This is a genomic window from Pseudomonas sp. NFACC37-1 (genome assembly GCF_900101575.1).
Taxonomy (GTDB): domain Bacteria; phylum Pseudomonadota; class Gammaproteobacteria; order Pseudomonadales; family Pseudomonadaceae; genus Aquipseudomonas; species Aquipseudomonas fluorescens_AA.
The window spans coordinates 77,144-98,162 of the sequence record NZ_FMUZ01000007.1; the positions used below are offsets into that span (position 1 = coordinate 77,144).

At 60.4% G+C, this 21,019-nt stretch carries 21 protein-coding genes; all 21 read left to right on the plus strand.

What is annotated here, in order from left to right; translation table 11 throughout:
* Positions 1-94 precede the first annotated feature (94 nt).
* Positions 95-1,021, plus strand: a complete 927-nt coding sequence (locus BLP82_RS10890) for a ketoacyl-ACP synthase III (protein WP_027912745.1) — start codon at positions 95-97, stop codon at positions 1,019-1,021.
* A gap of 274 nt (positions 1,022-1,295) precedes the next feature.
* Entirely contained in the window at positions 1,296-2,144 is an 849-nt protein-coding gene (locus BLP82_RS10895; RefSeq protein ID WP_053178496.1) for a flagellin domain-containing protein, read from the plus strand.
* A 72-nt stretch (positions 2,145-2,216) separates the two neighbouring features.
* On the plus strand, positions 2,217-2,582 hold the full coding sequence (locus BLP82_RS10900) for a flagellar protein FlaG (protein ID WP_092167422.1): 366 nt from the start codon (positions 2,217-2,219) through the stop codon (positions 2,580-2,582).
* An 82-nt stretch (positions 2,583-2,664) separates the two neighbouring features.
* Positions 2,665-4,095: a flagellar filament capping protein FliD gene (gene fliD, locus BLP82_RS10905; RefSeq protein WP_092167425.1), complete on the plus strand. Its 1,431-nt coding sequence runs from the start codon at positions 2,665-2,667 to the stop codon at positions 4,093-4,095.
* A gap of 131 nt (positions 4,096-4,226) precedes the next feature.
* The gene (fliS, locus tag BLP82_RS10910; protein WP_060738652.1) at positions 4,227-4,622 is read left to right on the plus strand and encodes a flagellar export chaperone FliS; all 396 of its coding nucleotides are present in this window, start codon (positions 4,227-4,229) and stop codon (positions 4,620-4,622) included.
* Positions 4,623-4,633: 11 nt separating this feature from the next.
* Positions 4,634-4,930, plus strand: a complete 297-nt coding sequence (locus BLP82_RS10915; protein WP_063322407.1) for a flagellar protein FliT — start codon at positions 4,634-4,636, stop codon at positions 4,928-4,930.
* A 168-nt stretch (positions 4,931-5,098) separates the two neighbouring features.
* Positions 5,099-6,574, plus strand: coding sequence for a sigma-54 dependent transcriptional regulator (locus BLP82_RS10920; protein WP_003199076.1), 1,476 nt, complete (start codon positions 5,099-5,101; stop codon positions 6,572-6,574).
* 110 nt (positions 6,575-6,684) lie between these two features.
* Positions 6,685-7,893 (plus strand): sensor histidine kinase, encoded by a 1,209-nt coding sequence (locus BLP82_RS10925; RefSeq protein ID WP_092167428.1) that lies wholly within the window; start codon positions 6,685-6,687, stop codon positions 7,891-7,893.
* 5 nt (positions 7,894-7,898) lie between these two features.
* Positions 7,899-9,293: a sigma-54-dependent response regulator transcription factor FleR gene (gene fleR, locus BLP82_RS10930; RefSeq protein ID WP_092167431.1), complete on the plus strand. Its 1,395-nt coding sequence runs from the start codon at positions 7,899-7,901 to the stop codon at positions 9,291-9,293.
* Between the two features lie 222 nt (positions 9,294-9,515).
* Positions 9,516-9,842: a flagellar hook-basal body complex protein FliE gene (fliE, locus tag BLP82_RS10935; RefSeq protein WP_003199082.1), complete on the plus strand. Its 327-nt coding sequence runs from the start codon at positions 9,516-9,518 to the stop codon at positions 9,840-9,842.
* A gap of 15 nt (positions 9,843-9,857) precedes the next feature.
* Positions 9,858-11,642, plus strand: coding sequence for a flagellar basal-body MS-ring/collar protein FliF (fliF, locus tag BLP82_RS10940; protein WP_060738649.1), 1,785 nt, complete (start codon positions 9,858-9,860; stop codon positions 11,640-11,642).
* Positions 11,635-12,654 (plus strand): flagellar motor switch protein FliG, encoded by a 1,020-nt coding sequence (gene fliG / locus BLP82_RS10945; RefSeq protein ID WP_003199086.1) that lies wholly within the window; start codon positions 11,635-11,637, stop codon positions 12,652-12,654. Before fliF ends, fliG begins: the two co-directional genes overlap by 8 nt.
* Positions 12,655-12,661: 7 nt before the next feature.
* Positions 12,662-13,507, plus strand: coding sequence for a flagellar assembly protein FliH (gene fliH, locus BLP82_RS10950; protein WP_092167434.1), 846 nt, complete (start codon positions 12,662-12,664; stop codon positions 13,505-13,507).
* The gene (fliI, locus tag BLP82_RS10955; protein WP_003199089.1) at positions 13,497-14,855 is read left to right on the plus strand and encodes a flagellar protein export ATPase FliI; all 1,359 of its coding nucleotides are present in this window, start codon (positions 13,497-13,499) and stop codon (positions 14,853-14,855) included. Before fliH ends, fliI begins: the two co-directional genes overlap by 11 nt.
* A 6-nt stretch (positions 14,856-14,861) precedes the next feature.
* Positions 14,862-15,311, plus strand: coding sequence for a flagellar export protein FliJ (gene fliJ / locus BLP82_RS10960; RefSeq protein ID WP_053182982.1), 450 nt, complete (start codon positions 14,862-14,864; stop codon positions 15,309-15,311).
* Between the two features lie 102 nt (positions 15,312-15,413).
* Positions 15,414-15,719, plus strand: a complete 306-nt coding sequence (locus tag BLP82_RS10965; protein ID WP_092167437.1) for an STAS domain-containing protein — start codon at positions 15,414-15,416, stop codon at positions 15,717-15,719.
* Positions 15,720-15,724: 5 nt separating this feature from the next.
* Positions 15,725-17,431 (plus strand): ATP-binding SpoIIE family protein phosphatase, encoded by a 1,707-nt coding sequence (locus tag BLP82_RS10970; protein WP_092167440.1) that lies wholly within the window; start codon positions 15,725-15,727, stop codon positions 17,429-17,431.
* 31 nt (positions 17,432-17,462) lie between these two features.
* On the plus strand, positions 17,463-17,807 hold the full coding sequence (locus BLP82_RS10975) for an Hpt domain-containing protein (protein ID WP_053178502.1): 345 nt from the start codon (positions 17,463-17,465) through the stop codon (positions 17,805-17,807).
* Between the two features lie 88 nt (positions 17,808-17,895).
* Positions 17,896-19,272 (plus strand): flagellar hook-length control protein FliK, encoded by a 1,377-nt coding sequence (locus tag BLP82_RS10980; protein WP_092167442.1) that lies wholly within the window; start codon positions 17,896-17,898, stop codon positions 19,270-19,272.
* Positions 19,273-19,503: 231 nt separating this feature from the next.
* Positions 19,504-20,007, plus strand: a complete 504-nt coding sequence (fliL, locus tag BLP82_RS10985; protein ID WP_072341628.1) for a flagellar basal body-associated protein FliL — start codon at positions 19,504-19,506, stop codon at positions 20,005-20,007.
* A gap of 9 nt (positions 20,008-20,016) precedes the next feature.
* The gene (gene fliM, locus BLP82_RS10990; RefSeq protein WP_053120288.1) at positions 20,017-20,985 is read left to right on the plus strand and encodes a flagellar motor switch protein FliM; all 969 of its coding nucleotides are present in this window, start codon (positions 20,017-20,019) and stop codon (positions 20,983-20,985) included.
* The last annotated feature ends 34 nt before the right edge of the window (positions 20,986-21,019 follow it).

Here is a 21,019-nt window from a genome sequence, read left to right on the forward strand (position 1 = left end):
GATAAGGCGTCCGCCCTTGGAAATCAACCATTTTTGACGCGCCCCTGAGCTTTCGGGGGTGAACCTAGTCGCAGTTCATGATCGGGAAGCCATGATGATTGGCATAAAAAGCATAGCGAGTTATGTGCCGACCGCTGGTGTGGATAACTACGCTCAGGGTGCCAAATTCGAGAAGGATGAAGAGTTCATCCTTGGCAAGATCGGTTCGGCGTTCCTGCCGCGCAAAGACGCTGACCAGGAAACTTCGGACCTGTGTGTCGAAGCAGTGAATGCATTGTTTGCCAACAATCCGCAGCTTTCGCGCGAATCCATCGACGCGTTGATCGTTGTCACCCAGAACGGTGATGAAGAAGGGTTGCCGCACACGGCCGCCATCGTGCAGGACAAGCTCGGGTTGCCGACCCATGTGGCGGCGTTCGATATATCGCTGGGCTGCTCGGGCTATGTATACGGCATTTATGCCCTGAAAGGCTTCATGGAGGCCGCAGGGTTGAAGAACGGGTTGCTGGTGACCGCCGACCCGTATTCGAAAATCGTCGACCCTGAAGACCGCAACACCACCATGTTGTTCGGCGATGCCGCTACGGCTACCTGGATGGCCGAGGGCGCCAGCTGGCAGTTGGGCAAGGCCAAGTTCGGCACCGATGGTTCCGGCGCGCCACACCTGAAGGTCAGCGACGGGGTGTTTTTCATGAACGGTCGCCAGGTGTTCAACTTTGCCTTGCTGAAAGTACCGGCTCATTTGCACGAACTGCTGGACGAATCCTCATTGCAAGCCAGCGACATCGACGCATTCTGTATCCACCAGGGCAGTGCGGCGATTGTCGATGCCGTGGCAAGGCGTTTCGAGGGGGAGCCTGAGAAATTCATCAAGGACATGGTCGAGACCGGCAATACCGTGTCGTCGAGCATTCCGCTGCTGCTGGAAAAGCATGTTCTGGATGCTGACTGGAAGCGCGTGGCGATCAGTGGTTTCGGTGTGGGCCTGTCGTGGGGCTCGGCGATTCTGTATCGCGATTGATCGAACCACGTCCTTCCAATAGCGCTTCAGGTTGCCCTGGGGCGCTTTTTTTTGCCCGCGACATTGTTCTGCGGTTTATTGACGCCATTTTTCGGGCCTTCCCCCATGGCTAAACCCTTGTTTCACAAGGGGTGGCAGTCTGCTAGCAAATTTTTTGAAAAAAGCCCTCAAGCAAGTTCCCAATCCGACGATAACTATTACGAAGGTTCTCTAGGCCACACCCGGCGGTTGCCAGGGCCGGAAGCCGCAGTACCCAACCAACGAGGAATTCGTCATGGCTTTAACAGTAAACACTAACGTCACATCGTTGAACGTTCAGAAGAACCTGAACAAGGCTTCCGATGCTCTGTCCACTTCGATGACCCGCCTGTCTTCCGGCCTGAAAATCAACAGCGCCAAAGACGACGCCGCCGGCCTGCAGATCGCTACCCGTATGACCTCGCAAATCCGCGGTCAGAACATGGCGATCAAAAACGCCAACGACGGTATCTCCATGGCGCAGACCGCTGAAGGCGCGATGCAGGAGCAGACCAACATTCTGCAACGTATGCGTGAACTGGCCATCCAGTCTCGTAACGACAGCAACAGCGCAGATGACCGTATTGCTCTGAACAAAGAGTTCTCGCAGATGAGCGACGAACTGACCCGTATCGCCAACAGCACCAACCTGAACGGCAAGAACCTGATGGACGGCACCGCGAGCACCATGACCTTCCAGGTCGGTGCTGAAAACGGTTCTGACAACCAGATCACCCTGACTCTGAGCGCCAGCTTCGACGCTGCTACCCTGGGTGTTGACTCGGCGATCACCATCGTTGGTTCCGACAGCGCTACTTCGGAAACCAACTTCTCGGCCGCCATGGATGCAATCACCAGCGCGATCGACACCATCAACAGTGCTCGTGCCGACCTCGGTGCTGCTCAAAACCGTCTCAACAGCACCATCTCCAACCTGCAGAACATCAACGAAAACGCCAGTGCTGCACTGGGTCGCGTACAAGATACCGACTTCGCTGCTGAAACTGCACAACTGACCAAGCAGCAGACTCTGCAGCAAGCGTCTACCTCGGTTCTGGCCCAGGCCAACCAACTGCCATCCGCTGTACTGAAGCTGCTTCAGTAATAGCTGGATGAGTTTTAGCGGGGGAGTGCGCTTGCGTGCTCTCTCGCTTTTTCCGTTCAAGAGGTGATGGACATGGATATGAGCGTGAAGCTGAACTTGTCTTATCCAGCGGCGAAGCCGGCACCTTCAGTGGCCGACAAGCCCGTGGAGAAGCCTCAAGCCGACGTTGCTACCCTGACCCCGGTCAAGGAAACTCCTAAGGACGCTGCCGCCGAGCAGGACAAACTCAAGAAGGCCGTTCAGGAAATCGAGAAGTTCGTCCAGTCGGTCAAGCGCAACCTGGAGTTCTCTATTGATGAGCCTTCAGGCAAAGTAGTGGTCAAAGTGATTGCCAGTGGTTCCGGTGAAGTGATTCGCCAGATCCCGAACGAAGAAGTTCTGAAGCTGGCCAACAGTTTGAATGATGCAAACAGCTTGTTGTTCAGCGCCGAAGCCTGACAATCGGCACGAATTTTGTTGTTATGTTCTTTTGGGCGTTGTAAAGGTCAAAAGGCCGGCGACACACTGAAGGGAGTCCCACATGGCAAGTCCAATTCTACCTGGCTTGGGTCTAGGCTCTGGCCTCGATACCACTGCGATCGTCAAGGCGCTGGTCGATTCCGACAAGGCCGCCAAGCAAGGTCAGATCACCCGAGCGACCACGACGACGACCAACAGTATCTCCGGGGTGGGAACCCTGAAGTCGTTGTTGGCGGCGTTCAACACCGCCATGAAGGACTTGTCCAGCACCACGACCCCGCAATTCTCGGGTTTTGCTGCCACATCCTCCGCCCCAGGTGTTGTCACGGCTACCGCCGGCAACTCGGCGGTGAATGGCACTTACGCAATCAAAGTCACAAACCTTGCCACGGCATCCAAGGTCACTTCGGCGGCCTTTGCCGGGGGGACGACCAGTGCCATCCCCAGCGGCACGCTGACGATCGCGCAAAAGGGGGTCAACTACAACCTCAATGTGCCGGATGGTTCGACCTTGCAGTCGGTTCGCGACGCGATCAATGCTGACACTTCGCTCAAGGCCGCTGGCGTCAGTGCCAACATTGTGACCGACTCCTTCGGTTCGCGCCTGGTACTGGGCTCCACCACTACCGGGGCGGGTTCTGATATCTCGGTGAGCGGCATCGCGGGGCTGGAGATCGATGGAACGAATGTCGTAGGTGCCGGCAATACTCCACTGACGGCTACCTCGGCGGGTGCCATCGGTGCTTTGGCCCTGGATGCCAATTTCTCTGTCGATGGCATGGTGCTGACCAGCAAGAGCAATACGGTAAGCACGGCGATTTCCGGATTGACGTTGAATTTGGTCGGAGTGGCAGGCGACGGCACTTCAACCCTAACGGTGGCGCCGAACAACGATGGCCTGAAAGCCTCGATCCAGAAATTCGTCGATGCCTATAACGCGATCGCCAATAGCATCACCGCACTGACCAAGCCGTCGCTCGACAGTGATGGGAAGCTGACGGTGTCGGCAAAATTGACGGGTGACGCGTTGCCGCGCGCTCTGCTGGCATCGATTCGAACGCCTTTGTCTGAAACCGGCGCTGGCGACAAGCTGACGTCGCTGGCCCAGTTGGGTATTACCACCGACCAGAAGACGGGCGCGTTGAACTTCGATACCACCAAGTTCAACACGGCGATGAACGACAAGAAGCTCAGCGGTGAAGTCCAGACGTTGTTCACTGGCACCAATGGCCTGCTGGAGCGCATGGGCAAGGCCATCGAACCCTACAGCCAGACGGGCGGCATCCTCGATCAGCGCACTACGGCGCTGAGCAGGACCCAAACCCGCCTGAAGAACGATCAGGAGGCTTTGGATCGCCGGGTCGAGACCCTGACCGCCACGCTGACCAAAAAGTACAACGACATGGATACCTTGGTCGGCAAGCTGAAGGCGACTGCGAGCAACATCACCTCGATGTTCGAAGCATTGACGGCGCAACAGAAAAACAGCTGATTTTCGACGGATGCAAAAAGCCCGGCAACGTTTTGACAACGTTCCGGGCTTTCGGCTTTTAGGTCTAAAGTTTTTTGACGCAGCGTCGATACGCTGTTTATACGAACCGAAGTTTTTTGATGAGGTAGAACATGAATCCGATGTTAGCCCTTCGCCAATACCAGAAGATTGGCGCCCAGGCGCAAACCTCCGAAGCAAGTCCCCATCGTCTTGTACAGATGCTCATGGAAGGCGGGCTGGATCGTATCGCCCAGGCCAAGGGTGCGATGGAGCGCAAGGATATTGCAAACAGAGGCATCCTGATCAGCAAGGCCATCGGCATCGTCGGTGGTTTGCGTGAAGGCCTGGACCTGGAAAACCAGGCCGAGTCGGTCGCTGAATTGGATGCTCTTTACGCTTACATGATGAAACGTTTGGCCGAAGCCAACGTCAAGGCCGATCCGAAGATCCTCGACGAAGTCGCCGATCTGCTTCGCACGGTCAAGGAAGGCTGGGACGCCATTGCCGCACCTGGTCCGCAATTCTAAGGAGCACGCTCATGAGTCTTGTCCTGCAGCGAATCGAACAAACCCGTGATGCCTTGGTCGATGCCCTGGCCGAGCGAAACTGGGAAGCCATCGGTCAGTTGGACCTGGCTTGCCGTTCCTGCATGGAAGACGTCCTGGGCGAGCCCCAGGTGGATGAGGCGGCGTTGCGGATCAATCTTGAGGAATTGCTGGGGGTGTACCGGCAATTGCTGGAGGCGGCGACAGGAGAGCGTCAGGCGATCGTCGACGAGATGCAGCAGATCCATCAAGCACAGAACGCCGCAAAGGTTTACCATCTGTTCGGTTAATGCTCAGTTAATCCGAGCCCGTTGCGCCATAAATTTGACTGTGCACGGTTTTTTGACTTAACTAGTATCTGTTTACAGATTTAAGGCGTCTACAGGCATGACAAGTCTGCAAGCGTCTAGCTTGCCCCTAATTTCGGGCATTGGGTTGACTAGGGAAGTTGCTATTGCATGTGGCGTGAAACCAAAATTCTGCTGATCGATGACGATAGCGTTCGGCGCCGCGACCTGGCGGTGATCCTGAATTTTCTTGGCGAAGAAAATTTACCCTGCGGAAGCCATGATTGGCAGCAGGCTGTCGGCTCGTTGTCGTCCAGTCGTGAAGTCATCTGTGTCCTTATCGGGACCGTAAATGCTCCCGCAACGCTTTTGGGCTTGCTAAAGACACTCTCAACCTGGGATGAGTTCCTTCCGGTTTTGTTAATGGGAGAAAATTCTTCCCTTGACTTGCCTGAAGACCAGCGTCGCCGGGTACTTTCCACCCTCGAAATGCCGCCCAGCTACAGCAAGCTGCTCGATTCGCTGCACCGCGCGCAGGTTTATCGCGAGATGTACGATCAGGCCCGCGAGCGCGGCAGGCATCGCGAACCCAACCTGTTCCGCAGCCTCGTCGGCACCAGCCGGGCGATCCAGCACGTGCGCCAGATGATGCAGCAGGTCGCCGATACCGACGCCAGCGTGCTGATCCTGGGCGAGTCGGGCACCGGCAAGGAAGTGGTCGCGCGTAACCTGCATTACCACTCCAAGCGCCGCGAAGCGCCATTCGTGCCAGTCAACTGTGGCGCGATCCCGGCCGAGTTGCTGGAAAGCGAACTGTTCGGCCATGAGAAAGGCGCCTTCACCGGCGCGATCACCAGCCGCGCCGGGCGTTTCGAACTGGCCAACGGCGGTACGCTGTTTCTCGACGAGATCGGCGACATGCCGCTGCCGATGCAGGTCAAGCTGTTGCGGGTCCTGCAGGAGCGCACCTTCGAGCGCGTGGGCAGCAACAAGACCCAGAGCGTTGATGTGCGCATCATTGCCGCTACGCACAAGAACCTCGAGAGCATGATCGAGGTCGGCAGTTTCCGCGAAGACCTCTATTACCGCCTCAATGTTTTCCCGATCGAAATGGCGCCACTGCGTGAGCGCGTCGAAGACATACCGTTGCTGATGAACGAACTGATCTCGCGCATGGAGCACGAAAAGCGCGGTTCGATCCGCTTCAATTCGGCGGCGATCATGTCCCTGTGTCGCCATGGTTGGCCGGGTAACGTCCGCGAGTTGGCCAACCTGGTGGAGCGCATGGCGATCATGCACCCGTACGGGGTGATCGGCGTGAATGAGTTGCCGAAGAAATTCCGCTACGTCGACGACGAAGACGAGCAAATGGTCGACAGCCTGCGCAGTGACCTGGAGGAGCGGGTGGCGATCAACGGTCACACGCCGGACTTTACCGCCAATGCCTTGTTGCCGCCCGAAGGCCTGGATCTCAAGGATTACCTGGGCGGCCTTGAACAAGGGCTGATCCAGCAGGCGCTGGACGATGCCAACGGTATCGTGGCCCGCGCGGCAGAACGCCTGCGCATCCGTCGCACCACCCTGGTGGAGAAGATGCGCAAGTACGGCATGAGCCGTCGCGAAGGAGATGAACAGGCGGATGATTGACGCCTGTTTTACAACCGCCTGATTCTTGGGCGGTTTTTTTTCGGCACGGGTATTGCTATAGCCCTCGCAACGTTCCGTTTAACTGACGGTCAGCCAAGCGAGAGAGCACGATGACCCAAGCCGCCCAGATGTCTCCTGTCCCCGAACCGGGACACATGCCGTCCGCCGAACAGGCAGGCCGGCTTGGTCTTGAGCAGGCATTTTCGCTGTTCAGCCAGATGTCCAGCCAACTGACTGATTCCTACAGCCTGCTCGAAGCTCGGGTCACCGAGCTCAAGGGCGAGTTGGCCGTGGTCAGCGCCCAGCGCATGCAGGAGCTGGCGGAAAAGGAACGCCTGGCCAATCGCCTGCAAAATCTCCTCGACCTGTTGCCCGGTGGTGTGATCGTCATCGACGCCCACGGCCGTGTGCGCGAAGCCAACCCGGCGGCCTGCGAGTTGCTCGGCCTGCCCTTGGAGGGCGAGCTGTGGCGGTACGTCATCGCCCGCTGCTTTGCGCCCCGGGACGACGACGGCCATGAAGTGTCCCTCAAGGACGGTCGGCGCCTGTCCATCTCGACGCGCTCGCTGGACGCCGAGCCTGGGCAATTGGTGCTGCTCAATGACTTGACTGAAACCCGTCACCTGCAAGACCAGTTGGCTCGCCACGAGCGCCTGTCTTCCCTGGGGCGGATGGTGGCCTCGCTGGCCCATCAGATTCGTACGCCGCTGTCCGCCGCGCTGCTCTATGCCAGTCACCTGACCGAGCAGCAATTGCCGATGGAAACCCAGCAACGCTTCGCCGGACGCTTGAAAGAGCGCCTGCACGAACTGGAGCACCAGGTGCGGGACATGCTGGTGTTCGCTCGCGGCGAGCTGCCGTTGACCGACCGTGTCACCCCAAAAGCCTTGTTGCAATCGCTGCAGGCCGCGGCGTTGACCCATGTGCAGGAGCTGCCGATCCGCTGGCAGTGCGACAGCCATGTCGGTGAAGTGCTGTGCAACCGCGACACACTGGTGGGCGCGGTGTTGAATCTCATCGAAAACGCGATCCAGGCCAGCCGCGGCGACGTCCGGCTGAAAGTGCACTTGTACACACGGAACAACACCTTGCGCCTGTCTGTCAGCGACAACGGCAGCGGTATCGAGCCGGTCGTGCTGGCGCGCCTGGGCGAGCCATTCTTCACCACCAAGACCACCGGCACGGGCCTGGGCCTGACCGTGGTCAAGGCCGTGGCCCGTGCTCATCAGGGAGAATTGCAGTTGCGCTCGCGGTTGGGCCGTGGCACGTGTGCGACGGTGTGTTTGCCGCTGTTTTCCAATGCGCCAGGGGTGGAGTGAAAGCAATGGCGATCAAGGTGTTGCTGGTTGAGGATGACCGGGCCCTGCGCGAGGCGCTGGCCGATACCCTGGTGCTGGCCGGGCACGACTACGCCGCCGTCGGTTCGGCGGAGGAAGCGCTGCTGGCGGTGGGCCGGGAAGCGTTCAGCCTGGTGGTCAGTGACGTCAACATGCCGGGCATGGACGGCCATCAATTACTCGGCCTGTTACGTGCCCGTCAGCCGCAACTGCCCGTCTTGCTGATGACCGCTCACGGTGCCGTCGAGCGAGCAGTGGACGCCATGCGCCAGGGCGCGGCGGATTACCTGGTCAAGCCGTTCGAGCCAAAAGCATTGCTGGACCTGGTGGCGCGCCATGCCTTGGGCAGTCTCGCGGTCGAGGGCGAAGGCCCGGTGGCCATCGAGCCGGCCAGTGCGCAACTACTGGAATTGGCCGCACGGGTCGCTCGCAGTGATTCAACCGTGTTGATTTCCGGTGAGTCCGGTACGGGTAAGGAAGTGCTGGCCCGCTACATCCATCAACAATCCCGGCGTGCCGGGGAACCGTTCATTGCCATCAATTGCGCGGCGATTCCCGACAACATGCTCGAGGCGACACTGTTCGGCCACGAAAAGGGTTCGTTCACCGGCGCCATCGCGGCCCAGGCCGGCAAGTTCGAGCAGGCCGACGGTGGCACGATCCTGCTCGATGAAATTTCCGAAATGCCGTTGGGCCTGCAAGCCAAGCTGTTGCGGGTATTGCAGGAGCGGGAAGTGGAGCGGGTGGGGGCGCGCAAGCCTATCAGCCTGGATATTCGCGTGGTGGCGACCACCAACCGCGACCTGGCTGGCGAAGTGGCGGCGGGGCGTTTCCGTGAAGACCTCTATTACCGTCTGTCGGTGTTCCCGCTCGCCTGGCGTCCGTTGCGCGAGCGCACCGCCGATATCCTGCCGCTGGCCGAGCGCCTGCTGAACAAACACGTCAATAAAATGAAGCACGCGGCGGCCCGGCTTTCAGCCGAGGCCCGGGCTTGTCTGGTTGCCTACCCGTGGCCGGGCAATGTCCGAGAGCTGGATAACGCCATTCAGCGGGCCTTGATCCTGCAACAGGGCGGTTTGATCCAGCCGGAGGATTTCTGCCTGGCCGGTCCGGTGGCCTGTGCGCCATTGCCCGCATTGGCGCAGGCACCGACCGTAACCCCCGTGCCACCGATGGACGTCGAGGGCGATTCGGTCGGCGCCTTGGGCGATGACCTGCGGCGTCGCGAGTTCCAGATGATCATCGACACTCTGCGCGCCGAGCGCGGTCGTCGCAAGGAGGCCGCCGAACGCCTGGGGATCAGCCCGCGCACCCTGCGCTACAAGTTGGCGCAAATGCGTGACGCCGGCATGGATGTCGAGGCTTATCTGTTCGCCAGTTGAATAAGCCCCAAAACCCCTGTGGGAGCGAGCTTGCTCGCGATAGCGGTGGGTCAGTCAAGTTGGGGGCGGATGTGATGGGGTATCGCGAGCAGGCTCGCTCCCACAATGGGCCTGTGCGCGCATTTGTTTTCCATCGCCATGGAGCTGGCACCCTTGTTGCTAATACCTGAATACCCGCTGAGTAAGTGTCAAAAAAATGCGGGCCGCCAGAGAGAGTAGACCATGAGCCAAGGTATTGAATTTAATCGGTTGATGTTGGACATGCGGGCCATGCAAATGGACGCCATGGCCCAGCCTAAATCGGTCGCGGTCCCCCAGGTGGGTGGCAGCAGCTTTTCCGACATGCTCGGTCAGGCCGTCAATAAAGTGAACGATACCCAGCAGGCGTCGAACCAGTTGGCCAGTGCTTTCGAGATTGGCAAAAGTGGCGTCGACCTGACGGACGTAATGATCTCCTCGCAGAAAGCCAGTGTCTCGTTCCAGGCGCTGACCCAGGTTCGCAACAAACTGGTTCAAGCCTACCAAGACATCATGCAGATGCCGGTTTAAGGAAATTATTGAGTCATGGCAGAAGCAGCCGTTGATAACGTTCCAGCCAAGGCCACTCCGGTAGACGGCAAGCCGCCGTTGTTCGGCCTGTCCTTCCTGGAAAATCTCTCCGAGATGACCATGCTGCGTCAGGTTGGCCTGTTGGTCGGCCTGGCTGCCAGCGTGGCGATTGGTTTTGCCGTGGTGCTGTGGTCCCAGCAGCCGGACTATCGTCCGCTGTATGGCAGCCTGGCGGGCATGGACGCCAAGCAAGTCATGGAGACCCTGGCTTCCGCCGACATTCCTTACACCGTCGAACCCAATTCCGGCGCCTTGCTGGTCAAGGCCGATGACGTCGCCCGTGCGCGCCTCAAGCTCGCCGCGGCCGGCGTGACGCCGACCGATGGCAACATCGGTTTCGAGATCCTCGACAAGGACCAGGGCCTGGGCACCAGCCAATTCATGGAAGCGACCCGTTATCGTCGCGGCCTGGAAGGTGAGCTGGCGCGGACCATTTCCAGCCTGAACAACGTCAAGGGTGCCCGCGTGCACCTGGCGATTCCGAAAAGCTCGGTGTTCGTGCGCGACGAGCGCAAGCCCAGTGCTTCGGTATTGGTCGAGCTGTATTCGGGCCGTTCCCTGGAGCCAGGCCAGGTCGTGGCCATCGTCAACCTGGTGGCGACCAGCGTACCCGAGCTGAGCAAATCGCAGATCACCGTGGTCGACCAGAAGGGCAACCTGCTGTCCGACCAGGCGGAAAACTCCGAACTGACCATGGCCGGCAAGCAATTCGATTACAGCCGTCGCATGGAAGGCATGCTGACCCAGCGGGTGCACAACATCCTGCAACCGATCCTGGGTAACGATCGCTATAAAGCCGAAGTGTCGGCCGATGTCGACTTCAGCGCCGTCGAGTCCACTTCCGAGCAGTTCAACCCGGATCAGCCGGCGTTGCGCAGCGAGCAGTCGGTGAATGAACAACGCACCGCCAGCAATGGCCCGCAAGGCGTCCCGGGTGCCCTGAGCAACCAGCCGCCGTCGCCGGCCAGTGCGCCGCAAACCACCGGTGGCGCCACGGCGGCCGCCGGCATGGTGCAGCCAGGCCAGCCGCTGATCGATGCCAATGGCCAGCAGATCATGGACCCGGCCACCGGCCAGCCGATGCTGGCGCCGTACCCGGCCGACAAGCGTCAGCAGTCGACCAAGAACTTCGAGCTCGATCGTTCCATCAGCCACACCAAGCAACAGCAGGGCCGTTTGAATCGCTTGTCGGTCGCGGTGGTGGTGGACGATCAGGTCAAGGTCAACCCGGCCAACGGCGAAACCAGTCGTGCGCCATGGAGCGCCGACGAATTGGCGCGCTTTACTCGCCTGGTGCAGGACGCCGTCGGTTTCGACGCCAGCCGCGGCGACAGTGTCAGTGTGATCAACGTGCCGTTCTCCCTGGAGCGCGGTGAAGTGGTCGCCGATATTCCATTTTATTCGCAACCCTGGTTCTGGGATGTGGTCAAGCAAGTATTGGGTGTGCTGTTCATCCTGATACTGGTGTTCGGCGTGCTGCGTCCGGTGCTCAACAACATCACCAATGGCGGCAGGAACAAGCAGTTGGCCGGCCTGGGTGATGTGGAGCTGGGCGGCATGGGCGGCCTGGATGGCGAATTGGCCAATGATCGCGTCAGCCTCGGCGGGCCGCAGAGCATTCTGCTGCCAAGCCCGAGCGAAGGCTATGACGCTCAGTTGAACGCTATCAAGAGTCTGGTGGCAGAAGACCCGGGTCGTGTGGCCCAGGTCGTGAAAGAGTGGATTAACGCAGATGAGTGATAATCGAGCCGCTGTTGCCAAATTGTCCCGGGTCGACAAAGCCGCGATCCTGCTGCTGTCCCTGGGCTCGACCGACGCCGCCCAGGTGCTGCGCCACATGGGGCCCAAGGAGGTCCAGCGCGTGGGCGTGGCCATGGCGCAGATGGGTAACGTGCACCGTGAGCAGGTCGAGCAGGTGATGAGCGAGTTCGTCGACATCGTCGGCGATCAGACCAGCCTGGGCGTGGGTTCCGACGACTACGTGCGCAAGATGCTCACCCAGGCACTGGGCGAGGACAAGGCCAACGGCCTCATCGACCGGATCCTGCTGGGTGGCAATACCAGCGGCCTGGACAGCCTCAAGTGGATGGAGCCGCGGGCGGTTGCCGACGTGATCCGTTACGAGCACCCGCAGATCCAGGCGATCGTGGTGGCTTACCTCGACCCGGACCAGGCTGGCGAAGTGCTGGGCAACTTCGACCACAAGGTGCGCCTGGATATCATCCTGCGCGTTTCTTCGCTCAATACTGTGCAGCCGGCGGCCCTGAAAGAATTGAACCAGATTCTCGAGAAGCAGTTCTCGGGCAACTCCAATGCCTCGCGCACCACCCTGGGTGGCATCAAGCGTGCGGCGGACATCATGAACTTCCTCGACAGTTCGATCGAAGGTCAGTTGATGGACTCGATCCGCGAATTCGACGAAGACCTGTCCGGTCAGATCGAAGACCTCATGTTCGTGTTCAACAACCTGTCCGATGTCGATGATCGTGGTATCCAGGCCCTGTTGCGCGAAGTGTCGTCCGATGTGCTGGTACTGGCCCTCAAGGGCTCGGACGAAGGCGTCAAGGAAAAAATCTTCAAGAACATGTCCAAACGGGCGGCCGAACTGTTGCGCGACGACCTCGAGGCCAAAGGCCCGGTGCGCGTCAGCGATGTGGAAACCGCACAGAAGGAAATCCTCACCATCGCCCGCCGCATGGCCGAAGCCGGGGAGATCGTTCTCGGTGGCAAGGGCGGCGAAGAGATGATCTAAGGTCGTTATGTCTGCCAAGAGTGATGAAGCGCCCAGCGACCTGATCCGCGCCCGGGACGTCGGTGGTTTCGACGTCTGGTCGCTGCCCAGCTTCGACCCTCACGTGCCCGAGCCTGAGCCGGAGCCGGTGGAAGAGCTGCCGGAAATGGAGGAGGTGCCGCTGGAAGAAGTCCAGCCACTGACCCTCGAGGAAGTCGAGAGCATTCGCCAGGAAGCCTATAACGAAGGCTTTGCCGTGGGTGAAAAGGAAGGCTTCCACAGCACCACGCTCAAGGTCCGCCAGGAAGCCGATGTGGCGCTGACGGCCAAGCTCCGTGCGTTGGAATCGCTGATGCTCAACCTGTTCGACCCCATCGCCGAGCAGGACACCCAGATCGAGAAATCCCTGGTGGGCCTGGTGCAACACATCGCCAAGCAAGTGATCCAGCGCGAACTGGCCATCGATTCGAGTCAGATCGAACACGTCATGCGTGAAGCGCTCAAGTTGTTGCCGTTGGGCGTGGGTAACGTGCGGCTGTACATCAATCCCCAGGACTTCGAACTGGTCAAGGCCCTGCGCGAGCGCCATGAAGAAACCTGGCGCATCGTCGAGGACGCGGCGCTGCTGCCGGGCGGTTGCCGGGTGGAAACCGAACACAGCCGCATCGACGCCACCGTTGAAACCCGCATCAGCCAGATCATGGCCAAGTTGTTCGACCAACTGCACGAACAGGCCCTGCACCCGGCCGCCGCCGACCTGAGCCTGGAGTTGCCGGACGATCCCCAGATCAGTGCCGATGCCGCGCCGGCCGATGTGGAGCTGCAGGTGCCTGAATTGGACGCTTCCGTACCGGACAACCGCGATGCGCCTTGAGCGAACCAGCTTCGGCAAGCGCCTGGGCAGCTACGCCGAGGCCAGTGAGCTGGCCGGCCAACCGATCCTGGAAGGTCGCCTGCTGCGCATGGTCGGCCTGACCCTCGAAGCCGAGGGTCTGCGTGCCGCCATGGGTAGCCGCTGCATGGTGATCAACGACGACAGCTACCACCCCGTGCAGGTCGAAGCCGAAGTCATGGGCTTCTCCGGCAGCAAGGTCTTCCTGATGCCGGTGGGCAGCGTCGCCGGCATCGCGCCCGGCGCGCGCGTCGTGCCCCTGGCCGACAATGGTCGCCTGCCCATGGGCATGAGCATGCTCGGGCGCGTGCTGGACGGGGCCGGGCGCGCGCTGGACGGCAAGGGCGGCATGAAGGCCGAGGATTGGGTGCCGATGGACGGCCCGACGATCAACCCCCTCAAGCGTGACCCCATCAGCGTGCCGCTGGACGTGGGTATCCGTTGCATCAACGGTTTATTGACGGTCGGTCGCGGCCAACGCCTGGGCCTGTTTGCCGGCACTGGGGTGGGCAAGAGTGTGCTGTTGGGCATGATGACCCGCTTCACCGAAGCCGACATCATCGTGGTGGGGCTGATCGGTGAACGGGGCCGTGAGGTCAAGGAATTCATCGAGCACATCCTCGGCGAGGAAGGGCTCAAGCGTTCGGTGGTGGTGGCTTCGCCAGCGGACGATGCGCCGTTGATGCGGCTGCGGGCTGCCATGTATTGCACGCGCATCGCCGAGTATTTCCGCGACAAGGGCAAGAATGTCCTGTTGCTGATGGATTCGCTGACCCGCTTCGCCCAGGCCCAGCGGGAAATCGCCCTGGCCATCGGCGAACCGCCGGCCACCAAGGGCTATCCGCCTTCGGTGTTCGCCAAGCTGCCGAAACTGGTGGAGCGCGCCGGCAATGCGGAAAAGGGTGGCGGCTCGATCACCGCGTTCTATACCGTGTTGTCCGAAGGTGACGACCAGCAAGACCCCATCGCCGACTCGGCCCGGGGTGTGCTCGACGGTCACATCGTGCTGTCCAGGCGCCTGGCCGAAGAAGGTCACTATCCGGCCATCGATATCGAGGCGTCCATCAGCCGGGTCATGCCGTCGGTGATCAGTGCCGAACACATGAAGCGGGCCCAGCAGTTCAAGCAGTACTGGTCGCGTTACCAGCAAAGCCGTGACCTGATCAGCGTCGGTGCCTATGTGCCCGGCGGTGACCGCGAGACCGACACCGCCATCAGTCTCTACCCGGCCATGGCCGTCTACCTGCGCCAAAGCTTGAACGACAACATCGGCATGGGCGCCAGCGAGGCGCACTTGCAGACTATTTTCGCGCCGGTCTCAGGCACGTAACCGGCCATGGCCACGAGTCGTGCGGCGCGCCTGGCACCCGTTGTGGACATGGCGGAAAAGGCCGAGAAGACTGCCGTCCAGCGACTGGCGTATTTCCAGGGGCAAGTGGCCGTTGCCGAGAGCAAACTGGCAGACTTGGAAAATTTTCGACTCGAATACCAGGAGCAGTGGATTGCCCGGGGCAGCCACGGGGTGTCCGGGCAATGGTTGCTGGGTTACCAGGGGTTCCTGGCACAACTGGGTACCGCCATCGACCAGCAGCGCCAGAGCCTGGTCTGGCACCAGAACAACCTGGAGAAGGCTCGCCAGAGCTGGCAAGAGGCGTTTGCCCGAGTCGAAGGGTTGCGCAAACTGGTGCAGCGTTATATCGATGAAGCGCGACAGTTGGAAGACAAGCGCGAACAGAAACTGCTCGATGAGCTGTCCCAGCGCCTGCCACGCCAGAATCCTTACTGATGCGAAACCAGGATTTTGTCGTATGAGCGAGGCAAAACCTTGCTCAGACCTTTACCAGATGCTACACCTTGTACACGTATGTCCATGACAAGGAAGCCGATCATGTCAGTCGTTACCGAAGTATCCCCCGATAGGCAGAAATTGACGATTTCGATCAAGGGTCGATTCGATTTCGGTCGGCATCAAGAGTTTCGTGAGGCGTATGAGCGGCTCGATCCATTGCCAGGATCCGTCGTGGTGGATTTGAAGGAAGCCACTTATCTCGACAGTTCCGCCTTGGGCATGCTCCTGCTGTTGCGCGATCATGCTGGCGGCGATGAGTCGGATATCCGAGTCGTCAACAGCAGTTCCGACGTCAAGAAAATCCTCGCGATCTCCAATTTCGACAAGCTGTTCGACATCAGTTGATCGCCATGCAATCGTCGTCGGAGCCACTGACGGTCCTGATTGCCGAAGACAGTGCCGCTGATCGACTGCTGTTGTCGACCATTGTCCGCCGCCAGGGTCACCACGTGCTCACCGCGGCCAATGGCGCCGAAGCGGTCGACGCCTATCTGGAACAGCGTCCGCACCTGGTGCTGATGGACGCGATGATGCCCGTGATGGACGGCTTCGAAGCCGCACAGAGAATCAAGCAACTGGCTGGGGACCAATTGGTCCCGATCATTTTCCTCACCTCACTGACTGAGAGCGAAGCCCTGGCCCGTTGCCTGGAAGCGGGCGGCGACGACTTCCTGGCCAAGCCCTACAACCAAGTAATCCTGGCGGCCAAGATCAAGGCCATGGACCGCTTGCGCCGGTTGCAGGCCACGGTGGTGGAGCAGCGCGACCAGATCGCCCGGCACCATGACTATCTGCTCAACGAACAACGGGTCGCCAAGGCCGTGTTCGACAAGATCGCCCACTCCGGCTGCCTGAGCGCGCCGAACATCCGCTACCTGCAATCACCTTACGCCTTGTTCAATGGCGACTTGCTGCTGGCCGCGTTCAACCCGGCCGGCGACATGCACGTCTTGCTGGGGGATTTCACCGGGCACGGTTTGCCGGCGGCGGTCGGGGCGATGCCGCTGGCGGAAGTGTTCTACGGGATGACGGCCAAGGGCTACGGCCTGGCGCAGATCCTGCGGGAGATGAATGCCAAGCTCAAGCGCATCCTGCCGGTGGACATGTTCTGTTGCGCAACGCTGTTGTGCCTCAGTTTCCAGCGTTGCACGGTGGAAATCTGGAACGGTGGCATGCCCGATGGTTACCTGCATGACAGCCTCAGCGGCGAGCGTACGCCATTGCCGGCGCGGCACCTGCCGTTGGGCGTGCTCGCGCCGCACTTGTTCGATGACCGCACCGAAGTGCATTCGATGTCCCTGGGGGACCGGGTGTTCCTGTTGTCCGATGGCGTAATAGAGACCAGTGACCGCGATGATCAGCCGTTTGGCGTGGAGCGGTTGCAGCAGGTGTTTTCGGCCAACCGTGAACCTGACCGTCTTTTCGAGGACATCCAACAGGCCCTGCGGGATTTTCGCGGTGAGGCCCGTGATGACTTCAGCATGGTCGAGGTGCGGCTGGTCGCACCGACGCAACTCAATCCGCCACCCCCGGTATATTCCGATAGCGGACAGTCCAGCCCACTGGACTGGTCGGTGAGTTTCGAGTTCCGGGCGCAGACCCTCAAGCGCTTCAACCCGATGCCCTACCTGTTGCAGTTGCTGCTTGAGGTCCATGGGCTCAGGGCGCAGAGTGGTGCTCTTTATAGTGTCATGTCTGAGCTCTACTCCAATGCCCTGGATCACGGGGTGCTGGGGCTCGACTCGAGCCTCAAGTGTGATGCGGCGGGTTTTGCTCGCTACTACAGCGAACGTAATACGCGCCTGGATGAACTGAGCGACGGTTACGTGCGGGTGCACTTGCACGTTTCGCCAAACGGCGAGGGTGGTCGCCTGGCCATCGAGGTCGAAGACAGCGGCGAGGGTTTCGATGTCGCCCGGGTGCTGGCACGCCCCGTGGACAGTGATCGGTTGTCGGGGCGCGGCGTGGGCCTGGTGCGCCAGTTGAGCCACCAGGCCCGCTGGTCAGACGATGGTCGTAGTGCGCGCGTGGAGTTTTTCTGGGAGGCTCTGGCATAATTGGCGTCATTCTTGATCAGGGAGCGAGCAAGTGAACGAGATTCATCTGGACCGCGACGTGCTCAGCACGTTGAAGGAAGTCATGGAGGAGGGGTATCTGGAGTTGCTGGATACGTTTCTCAACGACTCCGAGGCTCGCCTGCGCGTGCTGCATGAAGCGCGGGACGCTGAAAAATTGAGCGCCACCGCCCACAGCTTCAAGGGCAGCAGCAGTAACATGGGCGCCATCCGCCTGGCCGAGCTGTGCGGCGAACTGGAACAGCGTGCCAAGCAGCCTTCATTGGGCGGTATCGAGAATCTGGTCAACGAAATCGACAGCGAGTTCGCCCATGTCCGCAAGCTTTGCCGGGAAGAGCGTGAAGGCTTTCACTGCTGAGATTTGACGGCCAAGTAAACGTTGGCCCGTGCCTTGCATTGTCTAGTCTCGACTGTACCTATGATTCCAGTGCAGCGGAGACTTTTTTATGCCCGTTACCCCAAATTCACTGCTTCAGGCCTCTGTCCAGGCCAAGCCCAAGGTCGCCGTCAATTCACCGGCAGCGGCCCCGGACCTCGGGGATAGAGCCTCCAGCTTCGCTCAAGTCTTCGCCAGGCAGGCGCCTGCCAAAGCGGCTACGGCCCCGGAGCCTGTGGTGAAATCGACGCGCGACAAGGCCGCCGATAACACCGTCAAAAAAGACACCGGCAACGAAAGCCCTGCCGCTCCGGAACCGACGGTTGCCGATAGCGGCAAACCCTTGCCCGCGGACAAACCAGCCAGCACCGACGACAAGGCCGCCAGCGATACCAGTGCTGACTTGGCTGAAACGCCCGTGGCGGATGCCGCACCAGTCGATCCGAGCCTGGATCCTGGCGTGCTGCCGGACATGACGGTGGTGCCGGTCGCGACAGCCCCGGCGGAACCTGCCCCCGTGACGGTCACGACTGAGGTTCAGGTCGCCACGGCAGTCGCGGCGCCCGTTGTTCCATTGGCCGCCCCGGCCCAGCCTGCGGTCCCGGTTGTCGATCCAGCCTTCGACCCGGAAGCCGACCCTCTCGACGCATTGCCCGCCTTGCGCTTGGCAATGGAGCAGGGCGGCCATGTTTCCGCCACCAGCCAGGCGCAGCCCAAGAACGCTGCCCCGGTGTCGCTCGACGGTGAGCCGACGTCGGCGCAGACCTTTGCCGCCGGTATGGCCAGCATGCTCAGTGTGCAAGCCGATCAGAACAGCACCGAGTCCGGTAGCCAGGGGGGCGACAAGGCCTTTGGCGGCTTGATCAGCGAAGGCCTCAAGGACCTGGGCGCGGCGTCCAGCGACACTCGTGTGGATGATTTCGCCAACCGCCTGGCCGCGCTGACCCAGGCCGCTACACCCAAAACCGCCAACGCAATACCGGTCAATCAACCTATCGCGATGAATCAGAGCGGTTGGACCGAAGAGGTGGTCAACCGGGTGATGTACCTGTCCAGCGTCAATCTCAAGGCGGCCGACATCCAATTGCAGCCTGCGGAGCTCGGACGCCTGGATATCCGGGTGAACATGGTTCCGGACCAGCAGACTCAGGTCACGTTCATGAGTGCCCACTCCGGCGTTCGTGAAGCCCTCGAAGGCCAGTTGCATCGCCTGCGGGACAGTTTTAGCCAGCAGGGCATGGGCCAGGTCGACGTCAGTGTGTCGGATCAATCCCGGGGTTCGCAGAACCAGGAGCAGCAAGCCCAGCAGCAGGCCCGGGCCGGGCGTACGACGTCATCCGGCGGGCGGGTGGATTCAGCGGAGGAAGCGGGCCCGGCCAGTATCGCTGAAGTGGCCGCCAGCACAACCAGCGTCATTGGCACCAGCGCGGTCGACTACTACGCCTGATCCAACGATGCTCACCCCTGTGGGAGCGAGCTTGCTCGCGATAGCCGATTGTCAGTCATCCTTGCAGGGACTGGTTCATCGCTATCGCGAGCAAGCCCGCTCCCACATTGCTTTCATGGGGGCTGAAGAGCGTATCTGCCCGTCATCCTGGGTACCGACACTTCTGGCATAACACTTGCTCCTGCCTTGCCGTGCAACAGTGAAAACCCCGATTAGTGACGGATTATTGGCATGGCGAAGAGCGAAGCAGCAGCTGTAAAAGACCCTGCAACCAAAGGCAAACTCAAGCTGATCATCATGATCGTGGTGGGTTTGCTCCTGGCGATCGGTGTGTCCGTGGGGGCGACCTGGTATTTCATGCACAGTGCACAGAGCAAGCCGGCAGTGGCGGTCGAGGCTGCGCCGGTAGGCAAGCAGCCGGCGATTTTCGAACCGATGGCGCCCGCCTTCGTGGCCAACTACACCGTGAACGGTCGTCAACGCTACATGCAGGTCAGCATTACTTTGCAAGGTCGCAACCAGGCTGACCTGGAAGCGCTGCGGGTGCACATGCCGCTGATCCGCAATAACCTGGTGATGCTCTTTTCCGGACAGAATTTCGACACCCTGGCCACGCCCGTCGGCCAGGAAATGCTGCGTCAGAAAGCCACGGCCAGCGTGCAGGAAGTGGCTCAGAAAGAGCTTGGCAAAGTGGTGATCGAACAGTTGCTCTTCACTAACTTCGTATTGCAGTAGGAACACGACATGGCCGTGCAGGACCTGCTGTCCCAGGACGAAATCGACGCGCTGTTGCATGGTGTCGACGATGGTCTGGTGCAGACCGAAAACGCTGCTGAACCGGGCAGCGTCAAAAGCTACGACCTGACCAGCCAGGATCGCATCGTTCGCGGACGCATGCCGACCCTGGAAATGATCAACGAGCGTTTCGCCCGGTACACTCGCATCAGCATGTTCAATATGCTGCGCCGCTCGGCCGACGTGGCTGTGGGTGGCGTGCAGGTGATGAAGTTCGGCGAGTATGTGCATTCGCTGTACGTGCCCACCAGCCTCAACCTGGTGAAGATCAAGCCGTTGCGCGGCACCGCGTTGTTCATCCTCGACGCCAAGCTGGTGTTCAAGCTGGTGGACAACTTCTTTGGTGGCGACGGTCGTCACGCCAAGATCGAAGGGCGTGAATTCACCCCGACCGAGCTGCGGGTGGTGCGCATGGTGCTGGAACAGGCCTTCATCGATTTGAAGGAAGCCTGGCAGGCGATCATGGAAGTGAACTTCGAGTACATCAACTCGGAAGTGAACCCGGCCATGGCCAACATCGTCGGGCCGAGCGAAGCCATCGTGGTCTCGACCTTCCACATCGAACTCGATGGCGGTGGCGGCGACCTGCACGTGACCATGCCGTATTCGATGATCGAGCCGGTGCGCGAAATGCTCGACGCCGGTTTCCAGTCGGACCTCGACGACCAGGACGAACGCTGGATCAATGCCTTGCGCCAGGACGTGCTCGATGTCGATGTGCCGATCGGCGCGACAGTCGCCCGGCGCCAGTTGCGTTTGCGGGACATCCTGCACATGCAGCCGGGGGACATCATCCCCGTCGAGATGCCGGAAGATATGATCATGCGCGCCAATGGCGTGCCGGCTTTCAAGGTCAAGATGGGCTCTCACAAAGGCAACCTGGCGTTGCAGGTGATTGAGCCGATCGAACGCCGCTGAGCAGTGTCAACTTCTTAAGTTTGTAACGGATTTT